A 15,770-nucleotide genomic window follows, 5' to 3' on the forward strand; every position below is an offset into this window, starting at 1 on the left:
CTTCCTCACCGCGCCAACGCAGACCACCCAGTGGGCCGGCCTGTTCAAGGACGCGCAGTCCGAAGCGCAGCGTCAACCAAGGATGCGGGGGGATTCGTACCAGGGGGTTCAGCGCGACGTCCGCGAGCTCATCCATCTGTCGGGAAAGCGGACCCAACAGGTGTTTCCACGCTACGCCGTCCGCACCCAGCGCTTGGGCGGTCGCCTCGATGTCGCGGTAGGCGGCCACACCGTGGCCGGGGCGCAGCGCATGGGCATAGGAGATCTCAGGGGTCTCGTAGTGGAGGCCGTCCAAGGCGTTGGTGACGCCGAGCGCCTTGAAGAACGGTGCGGGAAGCACCAACGGGTGCACTGCAGAACAGACGTCACGACGGAATCCCTCCGGTCCGAACGGGACCGTTCGCACCCCACCACCGTGCGACGCTGCGCCCTCGTGAACCGTGACCTTCAGGCCAGCTCGCGCCAGGACCACCGCGGCCGCCAACCCGTTGGGACCCGAGCCGATCACCACGGCCGTTCGAATTCTGCTCACGACCTCCAGCCTACGGGGGTTACGCAGCCGGTGGGGGGCTCAGGAACACACGTTCTGGGTACCCGCGTAGCATGGTGGTCAACGCCCGCACCCACCAAGATCCAGGAGTTCCACACCGCCGTGCGTACTTCACTGAGCAAACTCGCACACCGAAAGTCCACCGGGGGTGACCCCATCGTGATGGTCACCGCCTACGACTACACCTCCGCCAAACTCGTGGAGAGATCTGCCGTGGACGTGATCCTGGTGGGTGATTCCCTGGGCAACGTGATACTGGGACATGACAGCACACTGCCGGTCACGGTGGAGGCCATGATCCACCACGCCTCCTCCGTGGTGCGTGGGACTTCCTCGGTCCCCGTGGTGGTGGACCTCCCGTTCGTGGCCATGGCGACCGAGGACGACGCCGTGCGCGCCGCCACCGGGATCATGGCCGAGACCGGCGCACAGTCGGTGAAGCTGGAGGGAGGTGCCCACATGGTTCCGCTGATCTCCCGCCTGGTGCAGGCCGGCATCCCCGTCATGGGCCACCTCGGATTCACCCCACAGTCCGTGAACACACTGGGGCTCAAGGTGCAGGGAAAGGACGAGGCCGCTGCCGTTCGTCTGCTCACCGATGCGTTGGCCATCCAGAAGGCTGGCGTGTGGGGCATGGTCCTGGAGCTGGTCCCCACGGAATTGGCGGAGGCCATCGGCTCCCGGCTGGACGTACCCACCATCGGCATCGGAGGCGGCCCCGGCTGCGACGGCCAGGTGCAGGTATGGCAGGACCTTTTGGGCCTGGACGAGGATTTCACCCCACGGCATGCCCGCCACTTCGGGTCCTTGGGCGCCGCAGCGCGTAACGCACTCGACGCGTATGCCGCAGAGGTTCAGGCGCGAACGTTCCCTGCCGAGCAGAATGTTTCCCACTTGGATCCCGAGGTCCTCTCCCGCGCCCTGGCGCGAGTGCCCGCCGCAGACCCCGACGCCGAATGAGCGCGCCCGGTCGCCGGTCAGTGCCCGACGGCGAGTTCTCCGGGCAGACGGTTCTCGTCACCGGAGCGCGCGACGGCATCGGCTTGGCGACCGCTTCGCTCCTTGCCGCCCGCGGCGCGCGCGTGCTGGTCAACGGGCGCTCCGCCGCCCGGTTGTGGCCCGTGGTGGATTCCCTACGGCCGGTCTCCGAAGCCGGAGGCGGTCGGGTGGAGGCCTTCGTGGCCGACGTCTGTTCCCCCACCGCCGTGGCGGAGGCCTTCGCCGCTTTGGACGAGTCGATGCGGCCCACCGTTCTGATCAACAACGTGGGTGGTCGCGACCGTCGGGGGCTCACCGACATGGATACCGCCGGGTTCTCAGCCCTGGTCCAGGCCGACTTGGTCTCCGCCTACGATGTGACGCGGGCCTTCGTCTCCCAGGTTCCTGCCGACACGCGGGGAGCCATCGTGAACGTCTCCTCCATCGCCGCCATTCGCGGCCGGGCAGGCGACGTCGGATACGCAGCGGCCAAGGCAGGCATCGAGGGGATGACCCGGTCTCTGGCCACCGAATTGGGGCCGCGTGGATTCCGCGTCAACGCTGTAGCGCCGGGGATGGTGACCACTGCCGTGAATGCCGGGCTACAGGAGGACGCCCGCTTCAAGCAGCTCGTTGGCGAGCGCACGGCTCTGGGTCGCTGGGCGCGGCCAGAGGAGATCGCGGAAGCCATCTGTTTCTTGGCCTCCCCGCGGGCCTCCTACATCACCGGCCAATCACTGGTGGTGGACGGCGGGTTCTCGAACCTGTTCTGAGCCCTGCGCCCATAGCCAGATATACCCCCCAGGGGTATCATTGGAAGCGGAGGAGGCCCCATGAACACCAAGGCCAAGCAGTCCGTCACCGATCCCGTGTGCGGTATGACGTTGGACCCTGCCCAGGCAGCGGCGAGCGAGAAGGTGAACGGGCAGACCTACTACTTCTGCTCCGAAGGATGCCACGCGAAATTCGTGGCCCACCCCGAAGAGTACGCGGACCACGGGGACGAGCAGCCTGCTCACCCAGAACACGCGCACGCAGGGCACCCTGAGCACGAGCACGAGCACGAGCACGAGGCGCAGCATGACCACACGGGCCACAAGACGCACGACGGACAAGGCGGGCATGATGATCACGCAGGACGGCACCCGCGCCCTATTCCCCCAGCCGTTTCGGGCCCTGTGATCTACACCTGCCCCATGCACCCCCAGGTGCGTCAGGAGGGCCCGGGCACCTGCCCCATCTGCGGCATGGCCCTTGAGCCTGAACGCGCCACCGCCACCACCGAGCCGAATCCCGAGCTCGCCTCGATGACGCGACGCTTTTGGATCTCCGCGGCCCTGTCCGTGCCGATCCTTGTCCTTGGCATGCTCTTCCCCATGATCCCCGGGCTCAGGGATCTGATCCCCATGGGAGTGTCCCAGTGGATCCAGTTCGTCCTGGCCACGCCGGTGGTGTTCTGGGCAGCAGCCCCGTTCTTCCAGCGCGGCTGGGCCTCCGTCCGGCATCGCTCGCTGAACATGTTCACGCTGGTCTCAATGGGCGTGGGGGCGGCATACATCTACAGCGTCGTGGCGCTCCTGGCCCCGAGCATCTTCCCCGCCGCCATGCGCATGCACGGTCGAGTGGAGGTCTACTTCGAGGCATCGTCCGTGATCGTCGCCCTCGTGGCCCTTGGACAGGTGCTGGAACTGCGCGCGCGTGAGTCGACCTCCGGGGCCATCCGTGCCTTGATGGACCTGGCACCTGCCACGGCCAGGCGCATCGACGGGCACGGCAACGAGTCCGAGATCCCCCTGGAGGACCTGCAGGTCGGTGACCTGGTCCGGGTCCGCCCCGGAGAGAAGGTCGCCGTGGACGGCACCGTGGTGTCCGGCCGCTGCAGCGTGGACGAGTCCATGGTCACCGGTGAGCCCCTGCCCGTGAGCAAGGAGGAGGGCGACCAGGTGGTCGGCGGGACCGTTGCCGGATCCGGTTCTCTGGTGGTCCGCGCCGAGAAGCTCGGCGCGGATTCGATGCTGTCCAGGATCGTGGACATGGTGGCCTCGGCTCAGCGCTCGCGTGCGCCGATCCAGTCTCTGGTCGACAAGGTCTCCGCGGTCTTCGTGCCCGTGGTCATCGGCGTCGCCGTGCTTGCGTTCCTGATCTGGATCCTGATGGGTCCCACGCCGCGCCTGGCGCACGCCCTGGTCGTCGCGGTGAGTGTGCTGATCGTCGCCTGCCCCTGCGCCCTCGGTCTGGCCACGCCCATGTCCATCATGGTCGGCGTCGGCCGCGGCGCGAAGGACGGCGTGCTCATCCGAGACGCTCAGGCCCTCGAAGCCATGGAGAAGGTCGACACGGTGGTGGTGGACAAGACCGGCACCCTCACCGAGGGCCGCCCGGCCCTCACCTCCATCGAGACCCTGGCCGACCTCGACCGATCCGAGATCCTGACCCTGGCCGCAGCCGTCGAATCGGACTCCGAACACCCCCTGGGACAGGCCATCGTGGCCCGTGCCCGCGAGGATGGGATCGACATCCCACATGCCTCCGACTTCGACTCCGCCCCCGGTGGCGGGGTCGCCGCCGCCGTGGACGGGCGGAAGGTGCTGGTCGGCAATGCCGACTTCGTGGGCGTCGGGCAGGAGATGGGCAACGTCCGGGCACGCGCCGACGCCCTGCGCGCCGACGGCGCGACGGCCATCTACGTGGCTGTGGACGGGACACCGCAGGCGATCCTCGCGATCGCCGACCCGATCAAGCAGACCACCCACGCCGCCGTGAAGCAGTTGCATCAGCAGGGGCTGAAGGTCGTCATGCTGACCGGGGACAACCTGACGACGGCCACAGCCGTGGCCCAGGAGCTGGGCATCGACGAGGTCCATGCCGAGGTGCAGCCGGAGGACAAGGCCGCGGCGATCGCCGAACTGACCAACCAGGGCAGGATCGTGGCCATGGCGGGCGACGGCGTGAACGACGCCCCGGCGCTGGCCGCCGCCCGCGTGGGACTGGCGATGGGGACCGGCACCGATGTGGCCATGGAGAGCGCGGGCATCACGCTGCTGTCCGGAGACCTGTTGGGGATCGTGCGCGCACGGTCTCTGTCGAAGGCGACCATGGGCAACATTCGGCAGAACCTGGTGTTCGCGTTCATCTACAACGCGATCGGCATCCCCATTGCGGCGGGCGTGCTCTATCCGGCGCTCGGCGTGCTGCTCTCCCCCATGCTCGCCGCGCTGGCCATGGCTCTCTCCAGCGTCAGCGTGATCACCAACGCGTCGCGGCTGCGGGTCAAGCGCCTGGAGGACTAGGGCTGCAGGGCTCAGGCCGCCGACTTCGCCAGCTGATTCACACGTTGGCTGGAAAGCCCCAGGGCACGACCAATATCCGCTTGGCTGTACCCGTCGTCAAGGAGCATGGCCACAGCACGTCTGGCATCGGCGGCTGCTTGTAGTTCGAGTTCGCGAGCCAGCGCCGCAGACTTTCGAGACTCGTCCCACAAGGTCCGTGCCTCAGTGGGAAGCTCAATCGTCAAGGTGACCGCGAAGCCATCTGTCGGTTGGTCAGTCATCAAGGACACAACTTCACGCGCGGCTTCTTCCGCCTGTGCCAATGTCGCCGACTGACCCACAGCTTCAAGTTCCGGAACCTCGATGAGCCACCAACGCCCGTCGCGGCTCACCTTGACCGCATACGTGTTCATACGTCCCATCATGTCCATCCTTTCGGCTTCTCCTCCAACAGGGACACGAGCTGCCGCACAACCCCAGCCGAGACATCCCCGTGGCGTGGAATCACGAATCGGCGCCCTGCCGGTGACCGCCACACTTCGTGGGAGCCGCTTGTTCGCAGCAGTTGCCAACCGTTCCGTCGCAATACAGATACGACATCCCTGTACTTCTGAGGAACAACCATGAGTCTAATCCACCCCCTCTTGATATAGCAATAAAGGGGGGCTTGAAAATCGTGGCAAGTGATGATCGTCCACGCTTCGAAAGCGCCACCGTTTGGGTCGCCGTTGCAACACTGGGTTCGAGATCATGGCCCAAGCGCACCAGATTCCTGAGCGCTGTGGGCTACCTTCACCGCCAACCGTGGACGACACGCCTGCGGTGCCGCTCCATCCGGCGAATCTGCCGCCCGAGACCATTCGGCGAGACGCGACATATGCGCAGATTCAGCGGCTCATCGTCCCGGTGTGAAGGTCCATTCCCCTTGCGTCTGGATGGACATCACGCCAGGGGTGGTGATCTCTTGACGTTCCTTGTATGTCGGGTCGTCCGACCCGAACATCAGCGGCTGGTTCGTATCCGCCTGGAAGTACCGGGCCTGCACCTTGTCGCCGGGGCGGCTGCGCTTCCACTCCAGCACGGCGGATGTGTGCTTCCCATCCACCCAGAAGACCCTCGATCCCTTGCCGTGAACCGTGCCCGATTCCCGAGGCGCCGTGTTCCAGCTGGAGACGGTGAGCTTCCACGGGCCGCGCGCCTGCACCCACACCTCCTGGGCCGCTGACTGACTCTTCATGGGGGACATCAGGTAGGAGCCGCTGCCGCCCTTCGGGACCGTCCCGAACGCCGCGACGCGCTGCGGACCGGTGATGGTCACGGGACCGGTGCACGTAGAGCAATCCACGGTGACCACTGCGGCCAGATCGCCCTGAACCGTGTACTTGACGTTGGTGTCGCCCTTGCCCGCGGCTCGTGCCGTATCCGCATCGCTGACCGTTCCGGCGGTGACGGCCTTGGCCGGTCGCTTGGCGAAGGTGGGGTCCGCGTGCGTGGGCGCCGAGCTGCTCGCGGCGGGACTCGACGCCGTCGCGGACGTCGGAGCGGTGCTGCTGGTCGCAGCCGCCGAGGGCGCATCCGGCGTCGGGGTGGCGGCGGCCGCGCCCGAGTCGCTGGTCGGGGTTGGTGCCTTGGTGCTGGACGAACAGGCGACGGCCCCGACACTCACCACCGTGCCCACGAGCACGACACCGGCCAGGGACCGCATAGGCTGGATCCGTCTCATGCGCTCAAGCCTGACACATCCGGCCAGGCAGTGGGAGGTATCCGGGTGGGCGCTTTCCGACCGGCCGGCTGTCTGGGGTCAGCTCAGCGCGATGAGGGCCTGGTTGTCGATCAGCCGAACGTCGCCAGCCCACGCCGCCACGATCGCCAGCGCCGGGGTCCCCGGGGTCACGACAGACAATGGCTCGAAAGTATCCGGGTTCACCACAGCCCAGTACTCGGGGCGGGCCCCCGCGGAAACGAGGGTGCTCTGGGCAGCGGAAGCGAGGGACGCGACGTCGTGCATTCCGGCCGCGACGGCGGCCTGCGCCTGGCGCAGCGAGGCGCCAAGGGAGAGCGCTGCGGCGCGGTCGCCATCCGACAGGCGAGCGTTGCGCGAGGACAGCGCCAGGCCATCCGCGGCGCGGACCGTGGGAGCCGCGCACACCTGAACCGGCTGATTCAGGTCAGCGGCGAAGCGTCGCACCACAGCGATCTGCTGGGCATCCTTCTGCCCGAAGTAGGCCCTGTCCGGGGCCACGATGTTGAACAGTTTGGAGACCACCAACGCCACGCCATCGAAGTGGGAGGCCCCGCGCTCGGCGCCCTCCCAACGCTCCGTGATCCCAGCGACCCTCACGGACGTTGAGAAGCCGTTCGGGTACATCTCCTCCACGGAGGGCGCGAACACCACGTCGGCTCCCGCACTCGCGGCGAGCGCGGCGTCCGCTTCAAGGTCGCGGGGGTAGGCATCCAGATCGGACGCGTCGTTGAACTGGGTGGGATTCACGAACACGGAGACCACCACCAAGGCTCCATCGGCACCGGCGGCACGGATCAGCGAAAGATGCCCCTCATGCAGGGCTCCCATGGTGGGAACCAGTGCAACCTTCCGTCCGCTCGTCCTGGCCTGCGCCACCGCGTCCCGCACCTCAGTCACCGTCGTGATGACCTGCACTGTCAACCTCCAGCTCTTCACGCCGCCGGAGCGTCCCACGCGATTCGCGAGGCGTCTGCCCGGCAGCGACAAGCAGACATCAACGCTACCGCAACGTTGCGGCCCCGCGGATCCTCGGGTCCGCGGGGCCGCCTGACTACTGCCTCACAACAAGCTGCCCGGACGCGTCACGACGCCAAGGGTTGCTGCCTCACGGCACCAGGACGCCGCGGCCCTGGATACGACCATGGTGGAGGTCATCGAAGGCCCGCACGGCGTCGTCGAGCGGGTACCGCTTCACCTCGACACCGATCTTGCCCTGCTGAGCCAGGGCGATGACCTCACGCATCTCGGCGCGGGTACCTCCGTAGGCGCGCTCGATCTCCACACCCCACGGAAGTGGGGAAGCGGAGCCGGCCACGTAGTCGAAGCCGCCGTTGCCCAACCCGACGAAGCGAATGGCTCCACCGTTGCGCACCACGTTGACGGCAGTGGTGACCGTGGGCTGCACGCCCACGAAGTCGAACACGACATCGGCCCCGATCCCGTTGGTCAGGTCCATGATCTTGTCAGCGGCGTCCGCGTCGGAGGGGATCGCGATGGCGCCCTTGGACTCGGCGAAGGCCAGTTTCTCCGGGTCGGTGTCCAGGCCGATGATGCGCGCGCCGGTGGTGGCCAGCAGGATCTGCAGACCCATGTGCCCCAGGCCGCCCAGGCCGAGCACCACCACGGTGGCGTCACCGGTCAGACGATCCTTGACCCTGGAGATGGCGTGCATGGGGGTCAGTGCGGCATCCGCCAGCGGTGCGGCCGCCACGACGTCCAGGTCACCCAGCGGGTCCAGGTGGCGGGCCTTGACCTTGATGTAGTCGGCCATACCGCCGTCCACACCGATACCGGGAGAAAGCGGGGCCAGGCTGTTGCGCGGTGACACGACCTCACACTGGTTGTCCCGCCCGGCCAGGCACTCACCACACTGGCCGCAGGAAAGGACCAGTGCCACCAGCGCGGCATCGCCCACGTTCCAGCCCTGAACGTTCTCGCCGAGCTTCTCCACCGTTCCGGAGACCTCGTGCCCCAGCGTGGAGCCGATCAGCGGGTTGTCGTCCCCCATGCCGATGATGGCAATGTCGGAGTGGCACAGGCCTGCGCCGCCCACCTTGAGTAGGACCTCGTCCGCGGCGATCTCCGGGATCGGCTTCTCATGGATTTCCACGGTGTCATTCTTGACGTACGTGACTGCGCGCATGGGGTCTTGCCTTTCCCGGACGGAGTTTCCGCCCTCAGGATTCAAGCTACGCCTGTCTACTAGCTCCACCTATAGCAAATCCTCGAGATCCACGTTGCGGTAGGGATGCACACGCGTCGGTGTTCATCGTCGGATCCACACCGCTATTCGTGCCACAGCACCGCAGTATGTGCCAGGCCGCGCGCTCACCGACCAGCGTTGCGAGGGTGCCGCTTGGCCACACGCTCATTGCCGCGCTTGTAATTGCCGGTCCAGCGGGCCATCACCTGTTGCGGGTCGTATTCCACCTCTTCCAGGAACTGCTCCGCACGATCTCCACGAAGCACGGTCGCTCGACGGCCGTCATGCGTGATCAAGACGGTTCCGTCGCGTTGCGCGCTGTAGTCGAATCCTTGAGGGCTGCTCATTGGCGGAGCATAGCGCTTCGGCCGCGCCACGGAAGGGAAGCACCCCACCTCAGGACGTGCGCTTCAGCTTTCGGCGTCCCCGAGCCTGACTGATTGCGGTACGGATGCACACCCGTCGGTGTGAATCGTCGGATCCACACCGCGATTTGTGCCAACGCACCGCAATTTGTCGTGGACAGCAAAAATCCCCGGGACCGCGAGGGTCCCGGGGATCGGGTTGTGGAGCTTAGGGGAATCGAACCCCTGACCTCTTCATTGCGAACGAAACGCTCTACCAACTGAGCTAAAGCCCCATGATTCCCACCGGCCTGGGCCGAAGCAACCTTCAACAGGATACCGCCGCCGCCTGTGTGCTCCAAACCGGGCGTGGTCCGCACCGAGTTGCTACACAGCACCTGGTCCTCAGACCTCCACGTCTGTGTCCTCTGCAGCAATGGACTGTTCCGTGGCCTGGTACTGCTGCGCGATATAAGCCTCGAATTCGCTGCGTTCCACCCGCCATACGCCGCGTCCACCCACTTTGATGGCCTTCAGTTCTCCGCTACGCACCAGGGCACGAGCCTGCACCATCGACACGTTCAGTTCATCCGCGACGTCCTCCAGGCGCAGAAAGCGAGGTGAATCCATGCCCCCGATCCTAGTGCCAGGGAGAACACCCGCCTACCTTCACCATTCGCTTGTGGACAAGTCCGGTTCTACCCCTGCCCGACGGCGCGTTCCCGGTCCGGTGCCCCACGGCCGGTTCCCGGCCGGCCGTCGGCCGGTCGGCGACCCACTCCGGCCGAGGCCAGCTCACGGCCGTCAACTGACGGCGGAGACCAGGGCAAAGGCGCCACCGGTGAAGGCAGCGGTGCCAAGCAGCCACCAGCCCGTGAGCTTGGCCATCCAGTGCACGTCGGATGGCTTGAGCGCGGCTTGTCCGGTCTTGTAGGCGGCCCAGCCGACCACCACGCGTTGCCCAGGAGTAGCCCTTGGGAGGTCCAGATGGTTACGCACGCTCACCCAGCGGCCGTCGTCCAGCAGCGCCACCGTGGAATCGGTCCGGTGATCCACACGCCATGACATGATGTGGCTTCCGTGGCGGGCCATCAGGATGTCCGCGCCGGGCGTGGTGGCGGCGATATTGCGCAGGGTCTGCTTTTGGGTCATGGACACACTTCTTCTCGTGGAAAACGTGGATGGGGGCGTACCTCGATTCTAAGAATCTGCGCCCCCTCCCGGACCCGTTCCGTCCGCGAGATCACACGCCCTGACGCGTCACACATGGGTGTGAGCAGATCAAGGCACCGCCGCGGACGAGACCAACCCCAACGGGCCCTACCCCTCCACGCTCAGCTCACCAGATGCTCGAAGACCAGCGAGGTCCTGGTATTCGCCACAGCAGGATCCGAGGAGAGATGCTCCACGACGAAGTCCCGCACTTCCGCGGCGTCGGCAACCTGAACGTGCACGGAGAAGTCCTCGTCGCCACCCAAGAAGAACACCTGGACCACGCCAGGGGCCTTGGCGATGTTGCGTGCAAGCTCGGCCATGCGGTGCCGTGCTCCTGGACGGATCCGAACGAACACCAACGCCTCGAGGCTCTTCCCCAGTGCGCTGGCATCGACATCAACGGTGAAACGGCGGATGATCCCCCGTCTTCGAAGTGCCTTGATCCTGGATAAGCATGTGGATTGCGCCAGCCCCAGTTCCTGGGCCAGCGAGGCGTTGGATCGCCGCGAATTCTCCTTGAGCAGGCTGAGCAGCTTCTTGTCGGTCTCGCTCAGCTCGGCTGTGACCTGCAGATCCTTCATAGGTGACCCTTCACACAGACATCCATCTCGCGTAATTCTGCCACTTTCACATCCAGATTCGCAGATTCCACCGATCACCCCCAGATGGTCCGCAGATTTCCTTAGTCTCTGGTTCAACGGTTTGTGAACGGGGACGCCCCCACTCAAGGACCGCACGCATCAACCGAAGCATCACATCGACCCCGCACCACCGCCAACATCAGGAGGCAGCCATGAGGATCGGCATTCCCACCGAGATCAAGAACAACGAGTTCCGCGTCGCGGCGACCCCGGCCGGAGTGGCCGAGCTGGTCCACCACGGCCACGACGTGATGGTCCAAGCCGGTGCCGGCGTGGGTTCCGGCAACCCCGACTCCGCGTACGAGGCCGCCGGGGCCACCATCGGAGCAACTGCTGACGAGGTGTGGGCCCACGGCGACCTGCTGCTGAAGGTCAAGGAGCCCATCACCGAGGAACTGCACCGCCTGCGTGGCGACCAGGTCCTGTTCACCTACCTCCACCTCGCCGCCTCCCGGGAGTGCACCGATGCGCTCCTGAAGGCCGGTACCACCTCCATCGCCTACGAGACCGTGACCCGCGGACGCTCGCTGCCCTTGCTGGCCCCCATGTCAGAGGTGGCCGGTCGCCTGGCAGCACAGATCGGCGCCACGACGTTGCAGCAGCCCGCTGGTGGTTCCGGAATCCTCATGGGCGGCGTCCCCGGCACCCGCCCGGCCAATGTGGTGGTCATCGGCGCGGGCACCGCCGGGGAGAACGCCGCCGTTGCTGCGGCGGGCCTGGGCGCGGATGTCACGGTCGTGGACATCAACGTCGATCGACTCAAGGAGCTGGACACCGCCCACCACGGCCGCATCAAGACCATGTACTCCACCAAGTACGCCATCGCGGAGCTCGTTGCCGATGCCGACCTCGTGGTGGGTTCCGTGCTCATCCCGGGTGCTGCGGCCCCGAAGCTGGTCACCCTGGACATGGTGGAGAAGATGCGCCCCGGCTCGGTGCTGGTGGACATCGCGATCGACCAGGGCGGGTGTTTCGAGGGCTCCCACCCGACCACGCACGCCGATCCCACCTTCCCCGTTCACGACGCGGTGTACTACTGCGTCGCCAACATGCCCGGTGCTGTCCCCCAGACCTCCACCGCCGCGCTCACCAATGCGACGCTGCCCTACACCTTGCGAATCGCCGACCGCGGTTGGCAGGCCGCCTTGTCCGCGGACCCCGGCTTCGCCGATGGCCTCAGCACCTTCGACGGCCACCTCACCAACGCCTCCGTCGCCGCTGCACACGGCCTGGAGTCGGTTGCAGCGGCTGACGTCCTGGCGGGCAAGGTGCCTTCGCGCGCCTGAGGCGCGCGTCAGCGCGCTCTCGGTGCCCGACGGGTGGTGCCCCGGCCTGGTCAGGCCGGACCCCACCGGTCGGGCATCGGTGTGTCTCAGACGTTTGCGCCGAAGCCCAGGGCGATGCCGCCCAGGACGACGACCACGATCACGATCGTGGCACACAGGCCAAGCAGCAACGGGCGCAGGCCAAGCTTGAGCAGCGACTTCACGTGCACGCCGAGACCCAGGGCGAACATGGCCGTGGCGAGCAGGAACTGCTGAATCCATTTCACGATGTCCAGCACCGGCTGTGGCACCCATCCCGTGGTGGCGACGAGGACCATGACCACGAAGCCGAGCACGAAGAGCGGGACGATGGGTGGGCGCTTACCGTCGGACGTATCGGTGTTGCTGCGGCGGCGGGCCAGGGAGACACCCGCGACCACGGGCGCCATGAGCACCACGCGCGCCAGCTTCACACTCACGGCGACGGCCAGGACGGAACCGCCACCGGCGATGCCGCCAGCCGCCACGACCTGCGCCACCTCGTGAATGGAACCGCCGATGGCGGTGCCTGCGTCCCCAGCGGCAAGGTCCAGGGCAGCCACGAGCAGCGGCATGACGGGAATCATCAGCGTGCCGAAGAGCACCACCAGCGCCACCGCCGCAGCGACCTTCTCCTGTGTGGTCCGCACTGCGCCCTGCACGCCGGCCACTGCCGCAGCTCCGCAGATCGAGAACCCACCCGCGATCAGAACGCTCAGATCACGATCCACGCCGAGCAGCCTGCCGAGGCCCAGGGTGGCGAGGAAGGTGATGGCCACAGCCGCCACGACGATGGCCAGCACCCCCGGGCCGAGGTCCAGGACCTGCGGCAACGACAGCTGCAGACCGAGCAGCACCACTCCCCAACGCAGTACCCGCTTGGCCGCCACCCCGATTCCTGGTTCCAGCGTGGCCGGGACCGGTGCGAGGTTGCGCCAGAGCGCGCCCAGGAGCACGGCGACGAGCATGGCGGACAGCCCCGTCACCAGGTTCCCCAGGCCGATGCAGACGGCCGCCACGACCGCGCACACCGCAAATCCCCACCAGATGCTCGGCTTGCTGCTTGGTTCGGTGGTGGAAAGCTTGGCGGTTGACCGCGTTCCCGGTGTTGCTGATTCGGATGACATGCTTCCCATTTGACCCGCCCACGGGCGGAACCGGTAGCCGTGAAGAACACATGAGGTCATACGCTTGCGCTATGACCTCCTCCGACGATCACGTCTTCACCCCGGCCACGTTGCGGCTGCTCGTGGCCGTACAGGAGCACGGCAGTATCGGGGCTGCGGCCCGCTCGCAGGGTCTGACGCAACCGCAGGCCTCACGCACTCTGAAGGCAGTAGAGCGTCACCTTGGATGTGAGCTGGTGGCGCGGTCCCCGGCCGGGTCGAAGCTGACTGCTGCGGGCACCACGCTGTGTTCAGAGGCCAAAGCCGTACTACGAAGCCTGGACCGGTTCACTGCCACCGCTTCCGCCCTGGCCGATCCTGGCCCACCCCGGCTCGACTTCGCGGCCAGTCGCACGGTCGGGGAGCACCTGGTGCCGGGCTGGCTCGGCGCGTGGGCCGCTGCCAGGCCCGATGTCTGGGTCTCGACCCGATTCAACAACTCCACGGGAGTGATCGACTGGGTTCGGGACGGCGCCATTCCGCTCGGGTTCATCGAGGACCCGGAGCCCCCGGATGACCTGGCCAACGAACAGCTCGGCCGCGACCGGTTGGCCGTGATCGTTCGGCCAGGTCATGCGTGGCAGGACGCTGTCGTGGGGCCGTCCGATCTGGCCGGCACGGGGCTCGTGGAGCGCGAGGAAGGCTCCGGCACGCGGGCCACGCTGGATGCCGTGCTCCCCCAGCGGCATCGGCCTGTTGCCGTATTGGATTCCAATGCGGCCATCGTCCGAGCCGTCGCGGCTGGAGTGGGTCCGGCCGTGCTCAGTGAGATGGCGGTGAGACAGCCGGTGGCCGACGCCGCCGTGGGGCTTGCCCGATGGCAGGGACAACCGCTGTCGAGAGGACTGCACGCCATCTGGCGGCAGGACGTCCTGGTCCCGGAACCCACCGCCGCCTTCCTGGACCTGGTGCGCTCGCTCGCGGTGGGGACCTGAGACCGAGGAGCTACTTCACGCTGCGGACGCGGTACACCGATGCCGCCGCGAGAATCGCGATCACCGCCGCGCCCGTGAAGAGCACCGTGTAGCCGCCCAGGTGGGTCACGGCCAACCAAGCCAGGCCAAGGGAGAAGATCTGTGGAAGCGACGCCGCCACGTTGATCAGTCCCATGCCGCGCCCGTTCTCCGCTGCATCGGGCAGAACCTGCGTGATGAGGGCGAAGTCCACACCCAGGAAGGAACCGTTCCCGATCCCGAGCACCACTGCGGCCACCACCGCCATCGCCATGGACACTCCGCCGAAAAGTGGCGCCACCGCAAGCAGCACCGCAGCCACCGCCACGAGCGCACTCGCCACCGCGACCAACGGCCTGCGACCGGTGCGGTCGGAGAGCTGACCGGCCAGCGCCGCCGTCACCACGGTCCCTACGGCGTAGACCGCCGTCAGCAAGAAGACGCCGGCGGGCGGATCGGAGTGATGCAGCTGATCCCGCAGGAAGAAGAGCAAATAGACGATCAACAACTGGATGGCCGTCATCATCAGCAATCGTCCGAGCCAGGCCCACCCGAAATCACGATGAGTGCGCAGATTCACGGCGAACCCGCGCATGAACTCGGACTTGGTGATGCGGGGTACGGCACCTGCGGCGAGCTGCGGATCGTCGCGCGTCAGGAGATACGGAATCAGTGAGACGACGAGGCCGACCACCACCATCAGATAGCCCAAGCGGACCCGCTCACCGGCCACCATGCCGACACCGGACCCGAGCATCACGCCAACGGTGATGCCCGTGACCACGATGCCGCCCACCAAACCGCGACGCTCGGGGCGAACCCGGTCGGGGACGCACGCGGTCACGGCCGCCATCATGGCGTTCAGGCCGGCCTGGGCACCTGCCCAGAACAGGCACAACGTCGCCACCGATTCCGCAGTGGAGAGCAGCAACAGGAAGCCACAGGCCACCAGAGCGCCCACCAGAATCCACGGTGTGCGACGCCCCGAGCGCGATCTGGTCCGATCGGACAAGGCACCGGCCAACAGGTTCACGACCATGGCGACCACCACGCCCACAGTGCCGGCCAAGGACAGTGCAGCCTCTTTACCGTGTTCGCCTGCCACGTCAAGAGATTGCATCGGCAACAGCTGATTCAGGGTCGCGAAGATCGCGGTGTTCAGCCCGACGTTGACCAGCGCCACGGAGGCCACCCATCCGGGACGAACGGGATGCTGGAACGCGGGCAGACGCTGGCTGGGCGAGGACGAGGTCACCTACGTCATGCTAGCCGCGTCGCCGAAGGCGACGCCGGGCACCCGTCCGGCGAACCGCCGTCGGGCAGAGGAGATACAGAACCGCCCGGGTGCTACCTCGCATTCGCTGCGGCCAGCTGCTGCGACGCGGAACCCGGGCGGTCTCGTG

General features: G+C 66.9%; 17 protein-coding genes and 1 tRNA gene. 5 read left to right on the forward strand and 13 right to left on the reverse strand.

Annotated elements, in window-relative coordinates; all coding sequences use genetic code 11:
• Positions 1-532, reverse strand: a 532-nt coding sequence (locus tag Q0A15_RS04105) for an NAD(P)-binding protein (RefSeq protein WP_291278264.1), incomplete at its 3' end; no start/stop codon positions are given.
• A gap of 120 nt (positions 533-652) precedes the next feature.
• Between Q0A15_RS04105 and panB the strand changes: the two genes are divergently transcribed.
• Genes panB through Q0A15_RS04120 form a run of 3 tightly spaced genes read left to right on the forward strand, consistent with a single transcriptional unit; the run spans position 653 to position 4,818 of the window.
• Complete coding sequence (gene panB / locus Q0A15_RS04110; protein WP_291278265.1) at positions 653-1,510, forward strand: 3-methyl-2-oxobutanoate hydroxymethyltransferase; 858 nt, start codon at positions 653-655, stop codon at positions 1,508-1,510.
• Positions 1,507-2,301: an SDR family oxidoreductase gene (locus tag Q0A15_RS04115; RefSeq protein WP_291278266.1), complete on the forward strand. Its 795-nt coding sequence runs from the start codon at positions 1,507-1,509 to the stop codon at positions 2,299-2,301. Before panB ends, Q0A15_RS04115 begins: the two co-directional genes overlap by 4 nt.
• Before the next feature lie 60 nt (positions 2,302-2,361).
• Entirely contained in the window at positions 2,362-4,818 is a 2,457-nt protein-coding gene (locus Q0A15_RS04120) for a heavy metal translocating P-type ATPase (protein ID WP_291278267.1), read from the forward strand.
• Positions 4,819-4,829: 11 nt separating this feature from the next.
• On the opposite strand, the gene Q0A15_RS04125 is transcribed toward Q0A15_RS04120, so the two are convergent.
• From Q0A15_RS04125 to Q0A15_RS04170, 10 genes are all read right to left on the reverse strand, one after another.
• Complete coding sequence (locus Q0A15_RS04125) at positions 4,830-5,219, reverse strand: hypothetical protein (protein ID WP_291278268.1); 390 nt, start codon at positions 5,217-5,219, stop codon at positions 4,830-4,832.
• Entirely contained in the window at positions 5,219-5,422 is a 204-nt protein-coding gene (locus tag Q0A15_RS04130; protein ID WP_291278269.1) for a type II toxin-antitoxin system HicA family toxin, read from the reverse strand. Before Q0A15_RS04130 ends, Q0A15_RS04125 begins: the two co-directional genes overlap by 1 nt.
• A 270-nt stretch (positions 5,423-5,692) precedes the next feature.
• Positions 5,693-6,520 (reverse strand): hypothetical protein, encoded by an 828-nt coding sequence (locus Q0A15_RS04135; protein WP_291278270.1) that lies wholly within the window; start codon positions 6,518-6,520, stop codon positions 5,693-5,695.
• Between the two features lie 78 nt (positions 6,521-6,598).
• A complete protein-coding gene (gene panC, locus Q0A15_RS04140) occupies positions 6,599-7,456 on the reverse strand; it encodes a pantoate--beta-alanine ligase (RefSeq protein ID WP_291278271.1) in 858 nt (285 codons plus the stop codon).
• A gap of 190 nt (positions 7,457-7,646) precedes the next feature.
• Positions 7,647-8,684 (reverse strand): alcohol dehydrogenase catalytic domain-containing protein, encoded by a 1,038-nt coding sequence (locus Q0A15_RS04145; RefSeq protein ID WP_291278272.1) that lies wholly within the window; start codon positions 8,682-8,684, stop codon positions 7,647-7,649.
• 185 nt (positions 8,685-8,869) lie between these two features.
• Entirely contained in the window at positions 8,870-9,091 is a 222-nt protein-coding gene (locus tag Q0A15_RS04150) for a hypothetical protein (RefSeq protein WP_291278273.1), read from the reverse strand.
• 220 nt (positions 9,092-9,311) lie between these two features.
• Positions 9,312-9,384, reverse strand: a tRNA-Ala gene (locus tag Q0A15_RS04155).
• 109 nt (positions 9,385-9,493) lie between these two features.
• Positions 9,494-9,718, reverse strand: coding sequence for a helix-turn-helix domain-containing protein (locus Q0A15_RS04160; protein WP_291278274.1), 225 nt, complete (start codon positions 9,716-9,718; stop codon positions 9,494-9,496).
• 174 nt (positions 9,719-9,892) lie between these two features.
• Positions 9,893-10,240: a hypothetical protein gene (locus Q0A15_RS04165; RefSeq protein ID WP_291278275.1), complete on the reverse strand. Its 348-nt coding sequence runs from the start codon at positions 10,238-10,240 to the stop codon at positions 9,893-9,895.
• Positions 10,241-10,422: 182 nt separating this feature from the next.
• Positions 10,423-10,884 (reverse strand): Lrp/AsnC family transcriptional regulator, encoded by a 462-nt coding sequence (locus tag Q0A15_RS04170; protein ID WP_291278276.1) that lies wholly within the window; start codon positions 10,882-10,884, stop codon positions 10,423-10,425.
• A gap of 212 nt (positions 10,885-11,096) precedes the next feature.
• Here Q0A15_RS04170 and ald point away from each other — a divergent pair, with 212 nt between their 5' ends.
• Entirely contained in the window at positions 11,097-12,230 is a 1,134-nt protein-coding gene (gene ald, locus Q0A15_RS04175) for an alanine dehydrogenase (protein ID WP_291278277.1), read from the forward strand.
• Between the two features lie 86 nt (positions 12,231-12,316).
• Here ald and Q0A15_RS04180 read toward each other — a convergent pair whose 3' ends face one another.
• A complete protein-coding gene (locus tag Q0A15_RS04180; RefSeq protein ID WP_291278278.1) occupies positions 12,317-13,375 on the reverse strand; it encodes a putative sulfate exporter family transporter in 1,059 nt (352 codons plus the stop codon).
• A 71-nt stretch (positions 13,376-13,446) separates the two neighbouring features.
• On the opposite strand from Q0A15_RS04180, the gene Q0A15_RS04185 reads away from it, so the two are divergent.
• Complete coding sequence (locus Q0A15_RS04185; RefSeq protein ID WP_291278279.1) at positions 13,447-14,349, forward strand: LysR family transcriptional regulator; 903 nt, start codon at positions 13,447-13,449, stop codon at positions 14,347-14,349.
• Positions 14,350-14,359: 10 nt separating this feature from the next.
• Here Q0A15_RS04185 and Q0A15_RS04190 read toward each other — a convergent pair whose 3' ends face one another.
• Entirely contained in the window at positions 14,360-15,622 is a 1,263-nt protein-coding gene (locus tag Q0A15_RS04190) for an MFS transporter (protein WP_291278280.1), read from the reverse strand.
• Positions 15,623-15,770 lie beyond the last annotated feature (148 nt).

The sequence above is a fragment of the Galactobacter sp. genome, assembly GCF_022712295.1.
Classification (GTDB): domain Bacteria; phylum Actinomycetota; class Actinomycetes; order Actinomycetales; family Micrococcaceae; genus Galactobacter.